An 18,330-nucleotide genomic window follows, 5' to 3' on the forward strand; every position below is an offset into this window, starting at 1 on the left:
GCTGTGCAGTCCGTAGCTTAGCACCGCCACTGAAACAGCGATAATACTGGTGCAACGCCAACGATATCCTCACGATAATCTCACACGTCCTCTGAGATGAACTCGTCAGTCCATACAAGTTGTCCATCGATGAACAGTGGGAGCATTTCCAGGCTGGCTATTTCATTGATCTTCGAACGAGGAAGATCAAAAAATGAGATTTTCCCGGGGATGTAGTAGTTTTGCATCGAGATGGCGGTCATACAGGTCATAGTTCCGACACCATAGGGACCATTTGGGAAGGCTCGGGCACTAAAATTCCAGTCATCGTCGGCATTTTGCTCCGCCTCAAAGACAAGCGCCACTCCACTCCGATTCTGACAGATCGTCGTTCCCCCGTCGCCGACGACGATGTACTGGTTGCCGGTGATGAGTTCACGCTGGGCGACGTGGAGGGCGGTACGAAGGTTGAAACCGCTGTTCATCAGGCGGGCGATGATCCGGCCGAGGCGGGTCGCCGAGGAGTTCGCGACATCGGTGAGCGTCACGATCCCGCCACGGCTGCCCCGGTGGATCAGCGCCTCACCCTGCTCGTATGACTGACAGGCGTTCAACAGGAAGGCGTCGACGCCGACCTCGACGGACGTCCCACGGAGATCGAGGTAGCCGTCGGTACACTGCATCCCCCGTTCGTCGACGTGGCCGATGTAATGGAGGAAGTCGACGTCCGAAGCGAGCGTCGTCTCCATCTCCTCACGGGTGAGGTCATACCGTACCTCGATGTCGAACTGCACCATGTCACGCAGCCCGTAGAGCTCCGCGACGTTTCCCTCCTCGCGCATCTGCTCGTCGTTACAGACCACGAGCACGGAGATCCGCGACTGATCGACCGATCCGGCCTTCAGGCGTCGGTGATACGCCTCAAGCGTGGCCTTGTTTGCCCCGAGGGGAACCCCCTCACCGACCCACGCGTGCTCCACCGTATCTGTGGGCTCCGGACACACGAAGTCGGCGTCGTCCGGGATGAAGCCGGTGAACGTGCCACTCGTCTCATCCGGATCGATCGACGTGATCTCCGCGTCGACATCGATCGACTCCTCGGAGCCGGTCGGTTCGCCGACCGGTTGCCGATCGGACTCGTCGACACCCCTCGAGCCGCGAGCACCGCGGGTGAACGCGCCGGCGGGGACTGAATTGGATCCGGCGTTCGATGCGGTGCTCGTTCCCCCGCGCAGCAGTCCGGCGGTCGCGGGGTCCGGCGAGCGGAGGAAGCCGGCCGCCGGGCTCTGTTCGGTCGCCGTCGGTCGGTTGACGGTCTCCGGCGACCGGACGAGCGAGAGCTCGGCCGCGATGAACGGCAACATCTCCGCGTTCTCTGGGTGGGGCCGAACGTCGGTCGTCAGCGTCCACCGAGGGAGCTCGGATGCGACCCGCTCGAAGGGGATCGAAACGTGTTCGCCGAGCCGTTCCGCGAGCGGCATCTCATACAGGCGCTCCCAGTCGAGATCGAGCGACGTCGTCTCACGTTCGTGGAGATCGACCGGATAGAGCCCCTCCGTGCGGGTGATACAGTCGAGATGGAAGGACAGGCGGAGAAGCTCGCCGGCCCGCCGTTCGAGGTCCGGCTCCAGGGAGTGCTCCCACCCGTCGCCGACGATCCGGGCCGACGAACCCGGCACCACGTCCGCTGCAAAGTAGTACGCGAGCGGCACGATCGGGTAGATGGAGCGATACTCCGGGGGAACCACGATCTGCACCCCGCTCGTAGTTGAGTCAACGTGTTCGGGGACGGTGAACGTCTCGGCGGGTTCGAGCAGGGGCGGGTGACCCCGCAGCGTCGGGAACGACCGCTCCGGACTCAGCGTCTGCAGCGCGGAGCCGAACAACGAGACCGCCCCCATCAACGACTCGGGATCCGTCGGCGTCCCGATCGTCCCGGCCGGCACCTGATGAAGCGACCGAAAGCCGAGCGAAACCGTTCTGCAGTCGTCGAACTCGAGACGGGTGCTGCGGTCGGTGGTGGTGACCGTGACGGCCGCCTCGACGGTGAGATAACACTTCGTGGGGACCGGATCGATCCCGATCGAATAGCGGCCGAACGGGAGCGTGTAGTCGTCACCCTGTGTGACCATGTCACCGTCCGCGGTGTGGGAACTAACCACTGCGAGCCGCGGGATCTCGATCGTACCCGTCTCGACGGTCACAGCGGTGCCGACCGGGAAGTAGTGGTCATCCGGGTCGCTGGGCTCGGGGGTGACCGGCCGGTCGGTGTAGATCACGAACTGTGTCTGCTCGATGTGGTCGGTAACGGTGATACCATCGTCGACGGGAAGCGGTTCGATCTCGATGCTCATGTGGGTGGGGCGGTCAGTTGATGAGTGGAGGATCGCTATCGCACCGGAGGCGCCGAACGATATCGCGAAATCAATTTACAGTAAGCCAATAACAGCAATAAAGCTTGTGTCGGTGCAGGACACGGCGCCGGGACCGAATCGATAAAGTGCTCTACGTTCCAGTTTCAGGTGATGATCACGCTGGGAACGGCGAGCGCGGCGCCGGGTGAGACCGACACCGGACGGCTCGAGGTCGGCGAGACGCGTGACGGAAGCCCGGTTCGACTCCCCGTGGCCGTAATCAACGGCGCGGGTGACGGCAAGACCATTTATATACAGGCGGTCAGCGACGGCGACGAGCTCAACGGGCTGGGCGTGATCAATCGCGTCGTCCCGCGCATCGACCCGGCCGAGCTGTCCGGGACGGTCCTCGTCGTGGGCATCGTGAACTACTTCGCCTTTCAGGTCGCCGAACACCGAAACCCGATAGACGACCGAAAAATGAATCGTGGCTATCCCGGCGACCGGAACGGGACCACGAGCGAGCGGATCGCCTACGAGACGTTTCAGATCGCCAAAGACGCGGACCTGATCCTCGATCTCCACCAGGGCTCGACGAGCCGGATGCTCAACGAGACGCGGGTACGCTGTGGCGTCCGTCACCGGCTCCACGGGGACTGTCTTCGGCTCGCAAAGGTGTTCGGCTGTGGCCACGTCCTCGATATCAAAGGCCCGAACGGCCAACTCGCCCGGGTCGGCCCGGACAGGGGGATCCCGACCATCGACCCTGAACTCGGGGGGGCGGTCGGCTGGGACGAGGAGTCGATCCAGTACGGCGTGGAGGGCGTCTTCAACGTCCTCCGATACTACGGGTTTCTCGACGGCGACGTGGCGATGGAAACGCAGACCCGCGCACGCGGATTCGACCAGTATGGGTCGCCCGCCGGCGGCCTCGTCCACTTCAACTCCGACCTCGGCGACCGCGTCGCCGCCGGCGACGTCCTCTTCGAGGTGACCGACGCCTTCGGCGCGCGGAAGGGTCGCGTCACCGCCGACAACGACGGGATCTTCTGGCGGACCCGCCGGCTCCCGCAAGTCGCCACCGGCGAGTACGTCTGCTCCGTCGGAACCGACATCGACTCGTACTGATGGCGAACCGAAACGACGGGCCGGAACACCTGCGATGCCAGACGTGTGCGACGACGGTTCTCGACCGCTGGCGCTGTCGGTGTGGCGAGCCGTTGACGTTCGCGGACCCACCCATACCGGAGGGCAACGCGCCGGAGACGGCCGACGTCGACGCTCGACGGGGCCTGTGGGCGTTTGACTCGTTTCTGCCCGTCGGCGCGGACCCGAGCGACCGGGTGACGCTCGGCGAGGGGATGACGCCACTCGTCGACGCGCCGGGATGGGATGCTCGGTTCAAGCTCGAATACGTGTTTCCGACGGGGTCGTTCAAGGATCGGGGCGCGAGCGCGACGCTGACCCGGGCGGTCGAGTTGGGCGTCGATCGCGTGGTCGAGGACTCCTCGGGGAACGCCGGCGCGGCCATCGCGACCTACGCCGCCCGTGCGGGTCTCGACGCGGAGATCTACGTCCCGGCGGACGTCGCCGAGGGGAAACTCCGAGCGATCCGGCGGGCTGGAGCCACGCCGGTTCGTATCCCGGGGGATCGGGCGGCGGTCACCGACGCCTGTATGGCGGCGATCGGGGGAGACGAGGGCGTGGAGACCGGCTTCGATTCCACGAAAAGCGACGGAAACGGCGAGCGGAGCGCCTGGTACGCCAGCCACGCGTGGAACCCCGCCTTCTTCGAGGGGACGGCGACGTTTGCGTACGAGGTCGCGTTTGCACGGGACTGGGTCGCCCCCGACGCGGTGGTGACGCCGCTCGGACATGGCACCCTCTTTCTGGGCGCCCACTGGGGCTTTAAACGGCTCCATCGCGCCGGCTGGATCGACGAGCTTCCGCGCCTCTACGGCGCACAGGCCGCCGGTATCGCGCCGATCGTCCGGGAGCGACGCGGACCGAAAGCGGCCGACCCGAACGGGAGGATCGCCGACGCCGCCGACGGTATCCGGATCGCCAACCCGGTCAGGGGTGAGGAGATCCACGAGGCGATACGGGAAACGGACGGCGACGCGGTGGCCGTAACCGCGGACGAACTGAACGCCGAGCTCGACCGGCTCCACGCGGCCGGGTTTTATACCGAGCCGACCTGCGCGGTCGCGCCGGCGGCGCTCCGAAGGCTCCGGGAGCGGGGGGCGATCGATCCCGACGACGACGTCGTCGTCCCGCTGACGGGGAGCGGTTTAAAAACGTGAGTGCCCGCACGTTCTAAGTTCCTGGAGGTCGAATTCTGACCTGTATGCCACGACGAGATCCCTTCCGCGAGATCGAGGAGCTGTTCGAGCGCATGGGTCGGGAGTTCGAGGAGCTCAGCGGCAGCCTCGAAGTACCCACCACCGCGAGCCTCCGTGTCGACGTCGCGGAGGACGACGAGAACGTGATCGTGACCGCCGATATGCCGGGCTTCGAGCGCGAGGAGATCGACGTCGAGCTCAACGAGGATGCGGTGACGATAGCTGCGACCCACGAGGACGAAACCGTCCACGACGGGTCAGCCGGAACGGACGACACGGACAGCGGGGAAGCCGACGACGCGGAGCCGCCGACGACCGCCGACGCCGTCCACTATCACCGCCGGGAGCGACGACGCCAGGCGGTTTCACGGCGGATCGCGCTTCCCGCGCCGGTGAAACGGGAGGGAGCGGCAGCGACGTACAACAACGGCGTCCTCACGGTTACCCTCCCGAAACGCGCGAGCGACGGCGACGGTGGCAAAAGTATTGAAGTGAGCTGAGAGGACGTTGTATACAAATATCGGTGGATAGCACCGTCCTTCCGTGCTGCTTGCTATCAACGTGTCGTATTACTTTATTATCTCAGCGCGCCTTTTAGGGGGTGATCACTATGAGCCGATCAAACCCATTTGACGAATTAGAGCAGTTCTTCGGGCGACACCCGTTCTTCGGCGAGGGGACGGCTGGACGGGCGGATCTGTGGGGCCGCGGGCGGAGACGTGGGGCCGATATCGACGTCGCCGACTACGACGACGAGTTCGTCGTGATGGCCGACCTGCCCGGCTTCGACCGCGAACACATCGAGGTGCACGCGACCGACGGCCGGCTGACGATCGGCGCCGAACGCGGCACCGAACACGGAGACGATGAGGACCGATATCTTCACCGTGAGCGGCGACACGAGTCGGTTACCCGAAGTATCGATCTCCCCGCCGCGGTGATCGAATCGGAGGCCGCCGCCGTCTACCGGAACGGCGTCCTTACCGTCACGCTCCCCAAGGAGCACCACGGGGAGAGAGAGAGGGTGGCCACCGGATCGACGTCGAGTGACGTCGACGGCGACAACGGGGGACGGCAGTTTTTTTTATTGTAACGTTGGGGACGGCGTCGAAGCGCCGCTACTCCGTAATATCGATCGCCGGCCGGCCGGGTTCGGCCTTTCGAACGACGGCGTCGTCGGCCTCCGACGCACGCGCGACCGTCACCGGCGCGTCGAACTCCCGTTCGATGAGCCACGCGGCCGCACGCAGCGCCTCGTATTCGGCATCGCCCGGAAGCGTCCGTGAGAGCGCCTCACGTTCGGCCTGAAGGTCCTGTCCGTAGCTCGCGGCCGCATCCCCCTGCTCGCGGATGTGCGATTCGGCCATGATCGCGGAGATGAGGTTGTCCGCGTCGCTCTCGACGGCGATCTCGAGCGCGTCGTACTTCCAGTCGGGCGCGACGACGACATCGATGGCGGTGGGGTCCTCGATGCCGGCGACCTCGATGATCTGGCGGACGTCCTCGCGCGTGTTCGCCACCAACCGTCGTCGGAGCTCCGCAGCCTCCCGATCGACATCTGCGGTCGGCCAGGGGGCGTCGACGACGAAGGGGTGATCGGCGGCGGAATCGACGTCGACACCGTCGTCGACGACGTTCGCAGGCTTGCCCGACAGCGTCGCATACAGCTCCTCCGCAAGATGCGGAATGACGGGAGCGAGCAGCCGGATCGCGACGGACAAGCCATGGCCGAGAACCGCCGGATCCGGTTCTTCGTGATCGGCGTAGCTGCGGAGCGTTCCGACGAGCCCCTGTGCCTCGCGAAGGGCGACGTTGAACGTGAGATCGTCGTACTCGGCTGTCGCGACGGCGACGGTCGCGTCGATTTCGCCCGCGACGTAGGCCGCGGTTGGGTCATCGGGATCGACCCAGATGAGGTCGTCCTCATCGAGGGCAGCGGTCGCGTCCGGAACGTGCTCGCTCAGGGCCTCGGCGTGATCCTCGACGAGGGCCGTGAGGCGCGTGAGGAACCGGTACGTCGAGCGAACGCCCTCCTCGGACCAGTCGAAGTCGCGTTCGGGCTGGGCCGCCTGCATCATGAACAGCCGTGCGGTATCGGCACCGTACTCCTCGACGATGCGCTGCGGGGAGACGACGTTCCCCTTCGATTTCGACATCTTCGAACCGTCGAGCTGGACCATCCCCTGTGCGAGCAGGTTGGTGAACGGTTCACGGGCGGTGAGCCCCTCGTAGTCGGCGAGGAACTTCGTGACGAACCGACTGTACAGCAGGTGCATCACCGCGTGTTCGATGCCGCCGACGTACTGGTCGACGGGCATCCAGTCGTTCGCCCGGTCGGAGTCAAATGGCGCATCCGACAGCTCCGGGGAGACGTATCGCAGGAAGTACCACGAGGAGTCGACGAAGGTGTCCATCGTGTCCGTTTCGCGGGTCCCGGGCCCGCCACACGACGGACAGGTCGTCGCCTTCCACTCCTCGGCGGCATCGAGCGGGTTCCCGGTGGTGTTGATGAACGCGGGCAGTTCGACCGGGAGCTCCGCCTCCGGAACCAGCACCGAGCCACAGTCGCCGTGACAGTGAACGACCGGGATCGGCGTTCCCCAGTAGCGCTGACGCGATATCCCCCAGTCACGGAGCCGGTACTGGGTCGTGGGTTCGGCTCCCGCGGTCTCCTCGGTGATCGCCTCGCGAGCGGCGGCGCTCTCCATCCCGGTGTAGTCGTCCGAATTCACGAGGACGCCGTCGTCGGTGAATGCGGCCTCGCTCACGTCCGGCGGGGCTGGCGGATCGCCCGATTCGGGGTCGTAGCCGTCGGGTTTCGGGGCGATCACGGGCTCGATGGGGAGGCCCATCTTCGAGGCGAACGCGTGGTCGCGGTCGTCGTGGCCGGGGACGCCCATCAGCGCGCCCGTGCCGACATCGGAGAGGACGAAATCGGCGACGAACACGGGGAGCTCCGCGCCGGTGACCGGGTTTTTGGCGGTCAAGTCGGTGGCGACGCCGTTCGGTTCGTCGCCCTCGGGATCGGCCTCCTCGTCGATGAAGGTTCGAACGGCCGCGTCGGCCTCGGCGATCGTCTCGCTGATCGGATGGCCCGGGGCGAGCGCGAAGAAGGTCGCCCCGTAGACGGTGTCCGCACGGGTGGTGAAGGCTTCCACCGCACCGTGATCCGTCTCCGGCCCGCCCACCTCGAAGGTGAGGGTCGTGCCGTACTGCCGGCCGATCCAGTTGCGCTGCATCTGCCGGACGGAGTCGGGCCAGCCCTCCAGGTCGTCGATGGCGTCGATCAGTTCGTCGGCGTACTCGGTGATGCGCAGGAACCACTGTTCGAGTTCGCGCTGTTCGACCGGGTGATCACAGCGCCAACAGAGCTCGGCCTCACCCTCGACCTGCTCGTCGGCGAGGACGGTCTCACAGTCGGGACACCAGTTGACCTCGGCGTCACGCCGCTCGGCGAGGCCCTCCTCGTAAAAGCGGCGGAAGAGCCACTGGTTCCACTCGTAATACTCGGGTGTACAGGTCGCGATCTCGCGGTCCCAGTCGTAGCCGAACCCCATCGACCGCATCTGCCCGCGCATGGTGTCGATGCAGTCGAACGTCCAGTCGCGGGGGTTGGTGTCGCGCTCCTTGGCGGCGTTCTCCGCCGGGAGCCCGAAGGCGTCCCAGCCCATCGGGTGGAGGACGTCGTCGCCGCGCATGCGGCGGAAGCGGGCGTAGGCGTCCGTGATCGTGTAGTTCCGGACGTGACCCATGTGGAGCTTGCCGGACGGATACGGATACATCCCGAGGACGTACGTCGGGTCCGTGACGTCGTCCGGCGTCCGGTACACGGAGGCGTCCGCCCACGCCTCCTGCCACCGCTTTTCGACCGCCGTGTGGTCGTAACCCTCCTGAGACATCTGCGTATATCCGCGTGGTGCGGTCGAAGCCGTATAGCTTTCCATTCGGTGGGGTAAGCTACTTGACTACGGAGCCGCCAGATCGGGTATGGCGTGGAAAAAGGCCCTCTACTACGGCGCGATCGCGATCGCGATCCTGATCGCCGTCAGCATCATCGTCTCCATCGTCTCCGCGCTGTTGAGCCTCGCGTGGACCGTCATCTCCGCGGCCGTCTCGCTGGCGATCCTCGCCGCGCTGATCTACGCGGTATATAAGATCGGCTCGTGGTTGCTCGGCGGGGACGGCGGCGCGTCGGCGGATGAATTTGGAACGTCGCGGACGAGCACCACCTCCAAGACGGTCGATCCGCAGGAGAAACTCCGACGCGACTACGTCGAGGGGCGCATCAGCGAGGCGGAGTTCGAGCGGCGGATCGGCGAGGAGTTGGAGACGGAGTCGCTGAGTCGGGATCTCAACCTCGAACGCGAGAGGTGAGCGGAACGGCGGGGAGTACTTATAACTCAGCCGGGCTATCCGCGAACCGCGCGGACGATGAGGTAGACGAACGGCGTGTCGACGACGGCGATGAGGAGTTTTAACAGGTACTGTCCGACGACCAAAAGCGCCGCCTCGCCGACCGACATCGGCATCCCGATCCCGAGGACGGCGGGCGCGACGACGAACGCGACGGCCACGAAGATCACGGTGTCGATCGCCTGGCTCGTCGCCGTGGAGGCGACGTTGCGCAGCCAGAGCAGCCCCTCGCCGGTGCGGTCGCGGATCGCATGAAAGAGCACGACGTCGACGTTCTGACTGACCACGTACGCGAGGAGGCTCCCGATCACGATGTTCGTCGCCGGGCCGAGGGCGGTATCGAAGGCGGCGGCAACCTCGGGGTCGATGCCGGGCGCGACGAGCGTCGACCAGACGAGCGCGAGGACGACGAAGTTCATCGCGAACGCGACGTTGACGACCACCTGCGCCGCCCGGCGGCCGTAGAGCTCGGCGTAGCAGTCGGACGCGAGGAAGGTGACCGCGTAGGCGAGCGCGGCGCCCGGCAGGAGGATCTGTGCGCCGAGCGCCGGAAGTTCGAACGGGAGCGGGAGCGCGAGCACCTTCGCCGCCGTCACCTGCGCGGTGACGAGCGCGGTGACGAAGAGCGCGACGAGCCCCACCTGTCCCACCGCCTCGCGGTCGAGCGGGTCGCCGACGAACGGGTCCTCACTCATCCGTCACAGCCTCCGAACCGCCCGCATCGTGCACATCACTCGTATCGCCCGCATCGTCTTCCAGCCGGCCGTGTCGCTCGTCGATCTCATCGAGTAGATCGAGGGTCTTGCGGATCGAGGCACGGACCGCGTCGCTGCGGTTCACGAACTTCCCGTCGTCGCCGACGTGTTCATCGAGGTCGTCGAGCAACTCCTGTGGGATCTCGACGCTGATCTTTGGCATATTCGCTGGATAATACTCCGAGCATATAGGCGAGTCGATCGGGTCGTGACCGCAACGGCAGCGGCGTGTCGTGAACGTCATGTGTAGGATGTGCTCACACCCCACGATTCAAAACATTCAAATAGAACCGCAAACATAGATCAAAATGCACCGAGGTGTTCAGTAATGGCGCTGCCACGAACCACACCAAGCTCCTGGATGAGCGGCATCGACTTCCCAACCAGGCTCTTCGAGACGGGGAGCGACGACTTCGAGCTATACGAGGAGGACGACGAGTTCGTCCTCGCGGTGGAGCTTCCCGGCTTCGATCCCGAGGAGATAACCGCCTCGTGGGACGACGGTATGTTGAACGTCGCCGCCCGACGTGAGGACGATGCACGCGGCGAGCGACGGACCTATCACCGACGGTTCCGCTTCCCGAAGGAGGTCGACGACGACGCGATCTACGCGGAATACGTGAACGGCGTCCTCGAGGTCCATCTCCCGATCGATACGAACGGGATGGTCACGGGTCGTGAGATCCCGATCGAGGCCTGATCCCGCTTGAGACCCGACCGGGCTTCCGTGGCGGTTTTTGTCGACCGATCGACACCGGCCCCCGAACGTCTGCGTTCCTTTTTTGGGTCATATCGATCGGAGAGCTCCGCATGGACGCCTCTCGCCCCCTGTGAGCATCACACACGGGTCGCGACGGAGCGAAGCGCTTACAACCGAACGGGCGGTACGACCGGTAACTCGCTGGGACGGACGTCCAGCGGGCACTCGCCGCCGGGGAGTGGCGTGGGTCGATCCATCCGCCCCCGGGACGAGACGAAATGTGGCCGCATGCGCGGCTGAATCGCAACCGTCCGTGGACAAACCCATGGCACGAAGCTTCTACTCGCATATCAAGGAGGCATGGCAGTCCCCGAAGGAGGGGAAACTCGCAGAGCTACAGTGGCGGCGAAAACAGGATTGGCGAAAGCAGGGCGCGATCGAGCGGATCGACCGCCCGACGCGGCTCGATAAGGCCCGCGAGCTGGGCTACAAAGCGAAACAGGGGATCGTCGTCGCCCGCGTGAGCGTCCGAAAGGGCGGTGCGCGGAAGCAGCGGCACAAGGCCGGCCGACGCTCGAAGCGGCAGGGTGTCAACCGGCTCTCGCGACGCAAGTCGATCCAGCGCATCGCCGAGGAGCGCGCCTCGCGGAAGTTCCGAAACCTCCGCGTGCTCAACTCCTACTGGGTCGGCGAGGACGGCTCCCAGAAGTGGCACGAGGTCATTCTCGTGGACCCGAGTCATCCCGCCATCGAGAACGACGCGGACCTCAACTGGATCTGCTCGGACGACCACAAGGGTCGCGCGTTCCGCGGGCTCACCTCCGCCGGCACCAAGGGCCGCGGCCAGCGCAAACGCGGCAAGGGGACCGAACACACCCGTCCCTCGATCGGCGGCGACCGCCGACGCGGCAACTGAGCCGCTCGGGAGGGTCCGGCCGTTCGAAGGACCGGGGCGGACGAACGACCGCGAACGCGGCCCGTTCGTGGCCCCGGCTTTTTATCCATCGACGGGGTACGCCCCGGTATGACGCTCTCGCTCGACGCGACACAGCTCGACCGCTACTCCAGACACATCATCATGGAGGAGGTCGGTCCGGAGGGGCAGGCACGGCTCCTCGAGGGGAGCGCGCTCGTTCTCGGCGCTGGCGGACTCGGCTCCCCGGCGATCCAGTACCTCGCCGCGGCGGGCGTGGGGACGATCGGGATCGTCGACGACGACGTCGTTGAGCGCTCAAACCTGCAGCGACAGATCATCCACGGCGACGCCGACGTCGGCGACCCGAAGGTCGAATCGGCGCGCCGCTACGTCGAGGCGCTCAACCCGGACGTGACCGTCGAGACGCACCAAACCCGGCTCGATGAGACCAACGTCCACGACCTGATCGGCGAGCACGACGTGATCGTCGACTGCGCGGACAACTTCCGAACCCGGTACGTCATCAACGACGCCGCCCGCATCGAGTCGATCCCGGTCGTCCACGGAGCCATTTATAAATTCGAGGGGCAGGCGACGACGCTCGTGCCCGACGGCCCGTGTTACCGCTGTCTGTTTCCGGAGCCGCCGGAGCCGGGGACCGTCCCGGACTGCGCGACGACGGGCGTTCTCGGCGTCCTTCCGGGAACGATGGGCTGTATTCAGGCGACGGAGGCGGTGAAGGTGCTTCTCGACGTCGGCGAGACGCTCGCGGGTCGGCTGCTCTTTTATGACGCGATGGAGATGAGCGTCGAGACGGTACCGTACACGCAAAAAATGGACTGTCCCGTCTGTGGAGAAGACGGCATCGAGACGATCGACGGGATCGACTACGCCGGCGGCTGTCGGATCGACGCCGACTGAGTCGGCGACTGGGTTTATATGAAGGGCCCTGTTGGAAGTTTCGATAAACCGGACCATGGCGGTCGGCGCGCTCCGGTGAGCGCCCAGAGGGCGCGAAACCGAGCGCGAGGGAGCCCACAGCTGGCGGCTCCGCCAGCCGTGGCGAGGCTGGGGAGGCGTGAGGCTGCGGTGCGGATGCGGCACGGGTGCGGTCAGTGTCTGGCGTGCGGGGGCGATGGTCGCTCCTCGCTCCACCGACGGTCCCGGAACACCGTTCTCCCATATAAATACCCACACGACCCCTCAGCGCCGATGATACACAAACCGAGCAAAGGACCGCTCAATTCGCACGCTTCGGCGACCGGCTGTTTCAGACGATGATAGATGTCGATAAATGGATTTCAGCGGGGACTTACACGAGGATCGCGGACAGAAACGGCTTGGTGCGCCGAGTTACGCGCCGTAGGTCTCCTCTAAATACGCGACGATGTCGTCGCTCTCGGCCATGCCCTCGACGTCATGGTCCGGGTCGACGAGCACCGGAACGCCGGTCTGGCCGCTTACCTCCTTCACCTCTGTGCGCTCGCCGTGCGAGCGTGGGACCTCGATCGACTCGTACTCCAACTCGAGGGCGGCGAGCGTCTCTTTCACCTTCGCACAGTAGGGGCAACCCGGGAGTTCATACAGGGTCAGGTTCGTCATCGATCGCCAATACGGGCGCTCGGATAAAGAACGCCGTGGTCGGAGGCGAGTGAACGGGTCGTTCACCCGACCCGAACCGTTCCCCCGTCGGGCTCGGTCCCAAGCGGCGGTCGGGTTCGCTCGCGAGGGATCCGGTCGATCCGGTAGTCGTGGATGTCGCGGTGGCACGCCGAACAGAGCGTGAGCAGGTTCGAGAGGTCGTTCGAGCCGCCGTTTGCCCGCGGAACGACGTGATGGACATCAAGGTGGCGGGCCGCCGCGTCCTGAATCGACGCGCCCGGCGGGCGTTTCAGCGAGCGACCGTCACGGGCACGCCATCGGGTCGCCCCGTCCAGCGTGTCGAGACGGCCCGCCGGACAGAGCGCACAGCGGAACAGATCGCGCAATCGAACGCGGGCTTTGATTTCCCAATGCGGCTGGGGCGTCCGATGGCCGTTTGGGCCGGTCTCTGAAAGCTTCGAGCAAAGCTCGCTCACCGTGAGCGACGGCGGGTCGGGAAGCTCACGGAGCTTCCACGCGCGAACCGCCTCCCACCGTTCCATACGAAACGGTGGCGGTGAAGGGAGAAAAGCCGTCCGTCAGGGAGCGAACGGAACGAAAAAGCAGAAGGGACGCGGGCGACCCGGTCAGAGGATGAACCCGCCCGTCTGCAGGACGTAGTAGGTGATGATCAGCACCGCCAGCACCCACTGTCCGGGGTGGACGTCGTCATTCTCGCCCATCGCCGCCTTGATGATCGGGAACGCGACGATCCCGGCCGCGAGCCCGTCGGCGATCGAGTACGCCAGCGGCATCACGAGGATCGTGAGCGTCGCGGAGATGGCCCACGCCGGGTGATCCCACTTGATATCGACGACGCCCTGGAACATCATCACGCCCACGACGACGAGCGCGAGGAACGACGCGTACTCGGGCAACAGCGGCACGAGCGCAATGAAGGGGATCGCGAGCAGGAAACACGCCGCCACGACGAGCGCCGTCAACCCGGTCCGGCCGCCCTCCTCGACGCCGGTCGAGGACTCGATGTAGGTCGTCACCGTGGACGTGCCGAGCATCGCCCCGACCGTGGTCCCCACCGCGTCGGCCATCAGCGGCTTGTCCATCTCGGGAAGTTCGCCCTCCTCATCGAGGAAGTCACCGAACTGGGAGACGCCGATGAGCGTCCCCGCGGTGTCGAAGAAGTCGACGAAGAGGAAGGTGAAGACGACGAAGGTGAACGTGAGCGGATCGATATCGGCGAGGCCGTCGAGGAACGCGCCCGCAAGCGGCGTGAAGTCGAACTGGACGGTCGTGATGAGTTGGACGATCCCGGCGGCGATCCCCTCCTCGGCGAAGGTGAAATAGAGGCCGTCGTCGACGACGTTTTCCGGGGCGGTGAGCCCGGCGATGGCGGCGACCCAGCCGGCGGCCGCCGTCGTGAGGATCCCGATGACGATGGAGCCGGTGACCCCGCGTGCCCAGAGGATCAGCGTGAACAGCACGCCGAGGACGCCGAGGAGGGCACCCGGCGTCGCGGCCACGTCGCCGAGTTCGACGAGCGTCCCTTCGTACCCGACGATCACCTGCATCTCCTGGAGGCCGATGAAGAGCAGGAACGCGCCGATACCCGCGCCGACGGCGTACTTCACCGGCTTCGGAAAGAGGTTGATGATGTACTCACGCGCGCCGACCGCGGTGAGCAGGATGAAGAGGATGCCCTCCACGAAGACGGCCGCGAGCGCCGTCTGCCACGGGATGCCGAGCGCGATGACGACGGTGAACGCGAAGAAGGCGTTGAGCCCCATCCCCGGGGCGAGCCCGAACGGTCGATTCGCGTAGAACGCCATCACCACGGTGGCGACGACCGACGCGAGGATCGTCGCCATCGCGATCATCTGGAAGACCTGTATCTCATCGAAGCCGTCGATCTGGATCGCCGCCGAGAGGATCGCCGGATTGACCACGATGATGTACGCCATCGCAAGGAACGTCGTGACCCCGGCGATCGCCTCCGTCCGTACGTCGGAGCCGTGCCCGTCGAGATCGAACCGGTCTGTAATGCCCATTGAACGACTGTGCATACTCATGGATGAGCACATAAACGTTACTTTCCAGAGGAGCAGGAGTTGCACAAGAGTGGATCATTTGTACGCTTTATCGCCGTGTATTCTGACAAAATACACTCGAATATGATCATCCGTGACAGTAAATGGCGTACGTGGTCGACCGTCGGGTTCCGCTTAGTCACCAATCGGGTTCCGCCTAGTCGAACGTCCGGAGCGCGCCGACGGGCGCATCGGCGCGCTCGCGGGCCCGCGCCATCCCCTCGTCGCCGACGGCGATGAGCGTGAAGACGCCGGTCACGTCGGCGTCCGCCTGCAGGGCGATATCGAGCAGCAGTTCCTGGGTCTCTCCCGACCGGATGAGGTCGTCGACGACGAGCACCGCGTCACCCGCGTTGACGGCGCGGGCGGGCAGATAGTAGGTGAGTTCGATCCCCGAAGCGAGCCGCTGGCGGGATTCGATGAACTCCTCGACCGCCGTCTCCTTCGACTTCTTCGCGTAGGCGAGACGGGCGTCGAAAAAGGAGGCCATCGCCGCCCCGAGGGTAATCCCGTCCGTCGCCGCCGTCAACACCACATCCGGGGTCTCGAAGTCGAAGGTCTCGGCGGCGACCGGCGCGACGAGGTCGAGAAACGACTGATCGAAGACGACGCCGGAGTTGTCGACGTACCCCTCCGCATCGAACTCCACCCGCGCGACGAGTTCGTCGGCCAGCGCCTCACGGCCGGTTTCACGGACGAGTTCGCGGGCCCGATCGGTCCCGGGCAACACGTGGCCGTTCACGTATCGGTTGAGATCACCCGCCGGCAGCCCGGTCAGCGCCGACAGCTCGTCGTACGTTCGTGTCTCTTTTAATACCCGTAACACGGCGACCGCCTGCAGCTGGAGGGCCGCCTTCTCGGCTCGATTCATATCGTTGATCGAGATTGCACAAGTATGAACATATCGAAGTAATCCGAAGAGGAAGTGACCACGAAAGTGGGTGCACGTCGGTCGGGAGGGAAGCCGCCGCCCGGACCGGCTCACTCGATCTTGAGGAACCGGGACGCATAGCCGGGCTTGCCCTGACGGGGCGTGACGATGATGAACGAGTGGGGCGGGAGGTCGACGAGGGTGCGCGGAAGCGTCGCGAGTTTGGGGTCCCATCCGAGGCTACCCTGTCGTGGCGAGATCGGGATGACGAGGTCGTCCTCATCGACACGCTCACGAAGCATCGACTCGAGCGTCGGCCAGTTCGATGCACCCTCGAACGTGCCCTCCATCTCCGGGTCGACCATCGCGAAGAGCCGCTCGTACTGCTGCGGGTTGTCACCGACGACGAGGACGGTGAACTCCGCACCGAGCTTCTCCGCGAGCCGTTTCACGATGTGGACGCTCTCGTAGAACCCCTCGTGGTGATCGACGCCGGGGGGAACCACGACGAAGATCCGCTCGGTCGTGTTGATCGGATGGCCGAGCCGCGAGACCAACACGGGGACCGTCGTCCGGCCGAGCACCTGATCGATGATGCTGCCGAACGCACGGTTGCTGAGCGACTGACGGCCGTCCCACCCCATGAGGATGGCGTCCGCGCGCGTCTCCGTGCTCGCACGGACGATCCCGGAGGGAATGCTATGGTTCACGCGGGTCTCCGTGCGAACCGGAACCTCGGCCGCGTCCGCGATCTCCGTCGCCGCCTCAAGGCTCGCTTCGGCCTCCGCGACGACCTGCTCTTCACCCCCTGAGCCATCCGGCTGGACGACCGTGAGCAAATGAACCGGCGTCTCCGCCAGCTCGTCTTTCAACGTGAATGCGAGCTCCAATAGCGAGCGCTGCTTGTCAGCGTTCATCGACAGCGGTAACAGGATCCGGGGATCGAACTCCCCAGTTTCGCCGGGCTCCACGTCGTCGCTCAGCGCGAGTCGGGTCGCGTAGCGCTCGGTCAGCCACGGGCTGATGATGGCGGTGACGAGGATCATCAACACGACGGCGTTGAGCACGTCGGAGCCGAACAGCCCGGCGTCGAAGCCGACGAGGGTGATCGCGAGCGCGGCCGCCGCCTGCCCGACCGACAGCCCGGTTATCACGCCGAACTCGTTCCGGTTGTACCCCTGGATGAGCGAAACGAGTCCCGCGGCAGCCACCTTCGTGACGAAGAGGATCCCGAGGATCGTCGCCGCGACGATCAGCGTTCGTGGCCCCTCAAGGATGACGGCGGGGTCGACGAGCATCCCGACGTATAAGAGGAAGAACGGGACGAACAGGGCGTTACCGACGAACTCGATCCGGTTCATCAGCGTGCCGCCGCGGGAGACGAGTCGATTCAACGCGATCCCGGCGACGAACGCACCGAGGATGTCCGAGAGCCCGAGCACCTCGGCGAAGCTGGCCGCCGCGAAGATGGCGGCCGCGACGAGCAGGAACTCGAAGTAGCTCTCCTGGCTCGTGTTCCGGAAGAACCAGCGCGCAAGCGGCGGTAACAGAAACCAGATCCCTAAAAAGAGGACGAGGAGCGCGCCGAAGACCTGCGCGAAGAGCCCGACCGTCAGCGCACCATCGGCCTGCCCCAACACGATGGCGAGGACGACGAGCGCGATGGTGTCGGTAAAGAGGATCCCGCCGAAAACGGCCGTGACCGCCCGGTTCTTCGTAACATCGAGTCGGTTGACGACGGGATACGCAAGGAGCGTGTGCGAGGAGAACACCGCCGCGAGCAGGAACGAGGCCCACAGATCGAGATCGAGGACGTAGACACAGACCGCGGTCCCGACGATAAATGGGACAAAGAAACTCGTCAATCCGAAGAGCGCGGCGTTCTGCGGCGCGGCGGCGAACCCACGAAGGTCGAGTTCGAGCCCGACGGTGAAAAGCAGGTAGACCAACCCGACGTTGCCGAGCAGGACGATCGCGTCCGTCTCCGCGAGGATCCCGAGTCCGTTGGGCCCGATCGCCGCGCCGAAGAGCACGATCCCGACGATGCCGGGCAGGCCGGCCCGTTCGATCAGCATCGGAGCGATAAGGAACGTCGTCAACGCGAGCGCGAAGACGATCACCGGCTCTTCGATCGGCAGCGAGGGCAACGAAAGGCCGAGTGGAACCGGAGGGAGGGCGGACGCGAGTGGGGCGAGCGAGGTGGGCGTGACGAGCATGTAGGGGATGAGAGTGGGAGCGGTTCTTTCCGGAATGGCGTCGTGAAGCTATATAAAAACGGACGATCGGGTCGTGATGGCGATCGGCGTGCGGAGGG

The 18,330-nt window shown here is 65.3% G+C and carries 17 protein-coding genes; 8 read left to right on the plus strand and 9 right to left on the minus strand.

The features are described 5' to 3' along the window. Positions 1–80: 80 nt before the first annotated feature. Complete coding sequence (locus tag CHB65_RS11860; protein WP_089385287.1) at positions 81–2,333, minus strand: CHAT domain-containing protein; 2,253 nt, start codon at positions 2,331–2,333, stop codon at positions 81–83. Between the two features lie 171 nt (positions 2,334–2,504). Between CHB65_RS11860 and CHB65_RS11865 the strand changes: the two genes are divergently transcribed. The 4 genes from CHB65_RS11865 to CHB65_RS11880 all read left to right on the plus strand — a co-directional run bounded on the left by CHB65_RS11865 (position 2,505) and on the right by CHB65_RS11880 (position 5,768). Next, positions 2,505–3,461, plus strand: a complete 957-nt coding sequence (locus CHB65_RS11865) for a succinylglutamate desuccinylase/aspartoacylase family protein (protein WP_089385288.1) — start codon at positions 2,505–2,507, stop codon at positions 3,459–3,461. Next, positions 3,461–4,636 (plus strand): threonine synthase, encoded by a 1,176-nt coding sequence (locus CHB65_RS11870; protein WP_089385289.1) that lies wholly within the window; start codon positions 3,461–3,463, stop codon positions 4,634–4,636. Before CHB65_RS11865 ends, CHB65_RS11870 begins: the two co-directional genes overlap by 1 nt. Positions 4,637–4,680: 44 nt before the next feature. After that, on the plus strand, positions 4,681–5,175 hold the full coding sequence (locus tag CHB65_RS11875; RefSeq protein WP_089385290.1) for an Hsp20/alpha crystallin family protein: 495 nt from the start codon (positions 4,681–4,683) through the stop codon (positions 5,173–5,175). A 110-nt stretch (positions 5,176–5,285) separates the two neighbouring features. Continuing rightward, positions 5,286–5,768, plus strand: coding sequence for an Hsp20/alpha crystallin family protein (locus tag CHB65_RS11880; protein WP_143420413.1), 483 nt, complete (start codon positions 5,286–5,288; stop codon positions 5,766–5,768). Between the two features lie 25 nt (positions 5,769–5,793). On the opposite strand, the gene leuS is transcribed toward CHB65_RS11880, so the two are convergent. Continuing rightward, a complete protein-coding gene (gene leuS / locus CHB65_RS11885; RefSeq protein ID WP_089385291.1) occupies positions 5,794–8,574 on the minus strand; it encodes a leucine--tRNA ligase in 2,781 nt (926 codons plus the stop codon). Positions 8,575–8,662: 88 nt separating this feature from the next. Here leuS and CHB65_RS11890 point away from each other — a divergent pair, with 88 nt between their 5' ends. After that, positions 8,663–9,049, plus strand: a complete 387-nt coding sequence (locus CHB65_RS11890) for a hypothetical protein (protein ID WP_089385292.1) — start codon at positions 8,663–8,665, stop codon at positions 9,047–9,049. A gap of 35 nt (positions 9,050–9,084) precedes the next feature. Here CHB65_RS11890 and CHB65_RS11895 read toward each other — a convergent pair whose 3' ends face one another. Further along, entirely contained in the window at positions 9,085–9,783 is a 699-nt protein-coding gene (locus tag CHB65_RS11895; protein WP_089385293.1) for a queuosine precursor transporter, read from the minus strand. Next, positions 9,776–10,006, minus strand: coding sequence for a ribbon-helix-helix domain-containing protein (locus CHB65_RS11900; protein ID WP_089385294.1), 231 nt, complete (start codon positions 10,004–10,006; stop codon positions 9,776–9,778). Before CHB65_RS11900 ends, CHB65_RS11895 begins: the two co-directional genes overlap by 8 nt. Positions 10,007–10,171: 165 nt before the next feature. On the opposite strand from CHB65_RS11900, the gene CHB65_RS11905 reads away from it, so the two are divergent. From CHB65_RS11905 to ubaA, 3 genes are all read left to right on the plus strand, one after another. Continuing rightward, positions 10,172–10,543 carry an Hsp20/alpha crystallin family protein gene (locus CHB65_RS11905; RefSeq protein WP_089385295.1) on the plus strand — a complete coding sequence of 124 codons (372 nt, stop codon included), beginning with the start codon at positions 10,172–10,174 and terminating at the stop codon, positions 10,541–10,543. A 325-nt stretch (positions 10,544–10,868) separates the two neighbouring features. Further along, positions 10,869–11,459 carry a 50S ribosomal protein L15e gene (locus CHB65_RS11910; RefSeq protein WP_089385296.1) on the plus strand — a complete coding sequence of 197 codons (591 nt, stop codon included), beginning with the start codon at positions 10,869–10,871 and terminating at the stop codon, positions 11,457–11,459. 108 nt (positions 11,460–11,567) lie between these two features. After that, positions 11,568–12,380: an SAMP-activating enzyme E1 gene (gene ubaA / locus CHB65_RS11915; RefSeq protein ID WP_089385297.1), complete on the plus strand. Its 813-nt coding sequence runs from the start codon at positions 11,568–11,570 to the stop codon at positions 12,378–12,380. A 432-nt stretch (positions 12,381–12,812) separates the two neighbouring features. Here ubaA and CHB65_RS11920 read toward each other — a convergent pair whose 3' ends face one another. From CHB65_RS11920 to CHB65_RS11940, 5 genes are all read right to left on the minus strand, one after another. Continuing rightward, a complete protein-coding gene (locus CHB65_RS11920; RefSeq protein ID WP_089385298.1) occupies positions 12,813–13,061 on the minus strand; it encodes a glutathione S-transferase N-terminal domain-containing protein in 249 nt (82 codons plus the stop codon). Between the two features lie 62 nt (positions 13,062–13,123). Continuing rightward, positions 13,124–13,603 (minus strand): HNH endonuclease, encoded by a 480-nt coding sequence (locus CHB65_RS11925; RefSeq protein ID WP_089385299.1) that lies wholly within the window; start codon positions 13,601–13,603, stop codon positions 13,124–13,126. Between the two features lie 84 nt (positions 13,604–13,687). Continuing rightward, positions 13,688–15,106: an NCS2 family permease gene (locus CHB65_RS11930; RefSeq protein WP_089385300.1), complete on the minus strand. Its 1,419-nt coding sequence runs from the start codon at positions 15,104–15,106 to the stop codon at positions 13,688–13,690. Positions 15,107–15,302: 196 nt separating this feature from the next. Beyond that, entirely contained in the window at positions 15,303–16,016 is a 714-nt protein-coding gene (locus tag CHB65_RS11935; RefSeq protein WP_089385301.1) for a phosphoribosyltransferase family protein, read from the minus strand. A gap of 110 nt (positions 16,017–16,126) precedes the next feature. Continuing rightward, positions 16,127–18,232, minus strand: coding sequence for a cation:proton antiporter (locus CHB65_RS11940; protein ID WP_089385302.1), 2,106 nt, complete (start codon positions 18,230–18,232; stop codon positions 16,127–16,129). Positions 18,233–18,330: the final 98 nt, after the last annotated feature.

This window comes from Halorubrum vacuolatum, from assembly GCF_900188065.1.
Classification (GTDB): Archaea; Halobacteriota; Halobacteria; order Halobacteriales; family Haloferacaceae; genus Halorubrum; species Halorubrum vacuolatum.

Bases quoted from the DNA above. Each gene is read 5' to 3' on its own strand.
- CHB65_RS11860 (WP_089385287.1), bottom strand. From the start codon at position 2,333: ATGAGCATCGAGATCGAACCGCTTCCCGTCGACGATGGTATCACCGTT.
- CHB65_RS11865 (WP_089385288.1), top strand. From the start codon at position 2,505: ATGATCACGCTGGGAACGGCGAGCGCGGCGCCGGGTGAGACCGACACC.
- CHB65_RS11870 (WP_089385289.1), top strand. From the start codon at position 3,461: ATGGCGAACCGAAACGACGGGCCGGAACACCTGCGATGCCAGACGTGT.
- CHB65_RS11875 (WP_089385290.1), top strand. From the start codon at position 4,681: ATGCCACGACGAGATCCCTTCCGCGAGATCGAGGAGCTGTTCGAGCGC.
- CHB65_RS11880 (WP_143420413.1), top strand. From the start codon at position 5,286: ATGAGCCGATCAAACCCATTTGACGAATTAGAGCAGTTCTTCGGGCGA.
- leuS (WP_089385291.1), bottom strand. From the start codon at position 8,574: ATGTCTCAGGAGGGTTACGACCACACGGCGGTCGAAAAGCGGTGGCAG.
- CHB65_RS11890 (WP_089385292.1), top strand. From the start codon at position 8,663: ATGGCGTGGAAAAAGGCCCTCTACTACGGCGCGATCGCGATCGCGATC.
- CHB65_RS11895 (WP_089385293.1), bottom strand. From the start codon at position 9,783: ATGAGTGAGGACCCGTTCGTCGGCGACCCGCTCGACCGCGAGGCGGTG.
- CHB65_RS11900 (WP_089385294.1), bottom strand. From the start codon at position 10,006: ATGCCAAAGATCAGCGTCGAGATCCCACAGGAGTTGCTCGACGACCTC.
- CHB65_RS11905 (WP_089385295.1), top strand. From the start codon at position 10,172: ATGGCGCTGCCACGAACCACACCAAGCTCCTGGATGAGCGGCATCGAC.
- CHB65_RS11910 (WP_089385296.1), top strand. From the start codon at position 10,869: ATGGCACGAAGCTTCTACTCGCATATCAAGGAGGCATGGCAGTCCCCG.
- ubaA (WP_089385297.1), top strand. From the start codon at position 11,568: ATGACGCTCTCGCTCGACGCGACACAGCTCGACCGCTACTCCAGACAC.
- CHB65_RS11920 (WP_089385298.1), bottom strand. From the start codon at position 13,061: ATGACGAACCTGACCCTGTATGAACTCCCGGGTTGCCCCTACTGTGCG.
- CHB65_RS11925 (WP_089385299.1), bottom strand. From the start codon at position 13,603: ATGGAACGGTGGGAGGCGGTTCGCGCGTGGAAGCTCCGTGAGCTTCCC.
- CHB65_RS11930 (WP_089385300.1), bottom strand. From the start codon at position 15,106: ATGGGCATTACAGACCGGTTCGATCTCGACGGGCACGGCTCCGACGTA.
- CHB65_RS11935 (WP_089385301.1), bottom strand. From the start codon at position 16,016: ATGAATCGAGCCGAGAAGGCGGCCCTCCAGCTGCAGGCGGTCGCCGTG.
- CHB65_RS11940 (WP_089385302.1), bottom strand. From the start codon at position 18,232: ATGCTCGTCACGCCCACCTCGCTCGCCCCACTCGCGTCCGCCCTCCCT.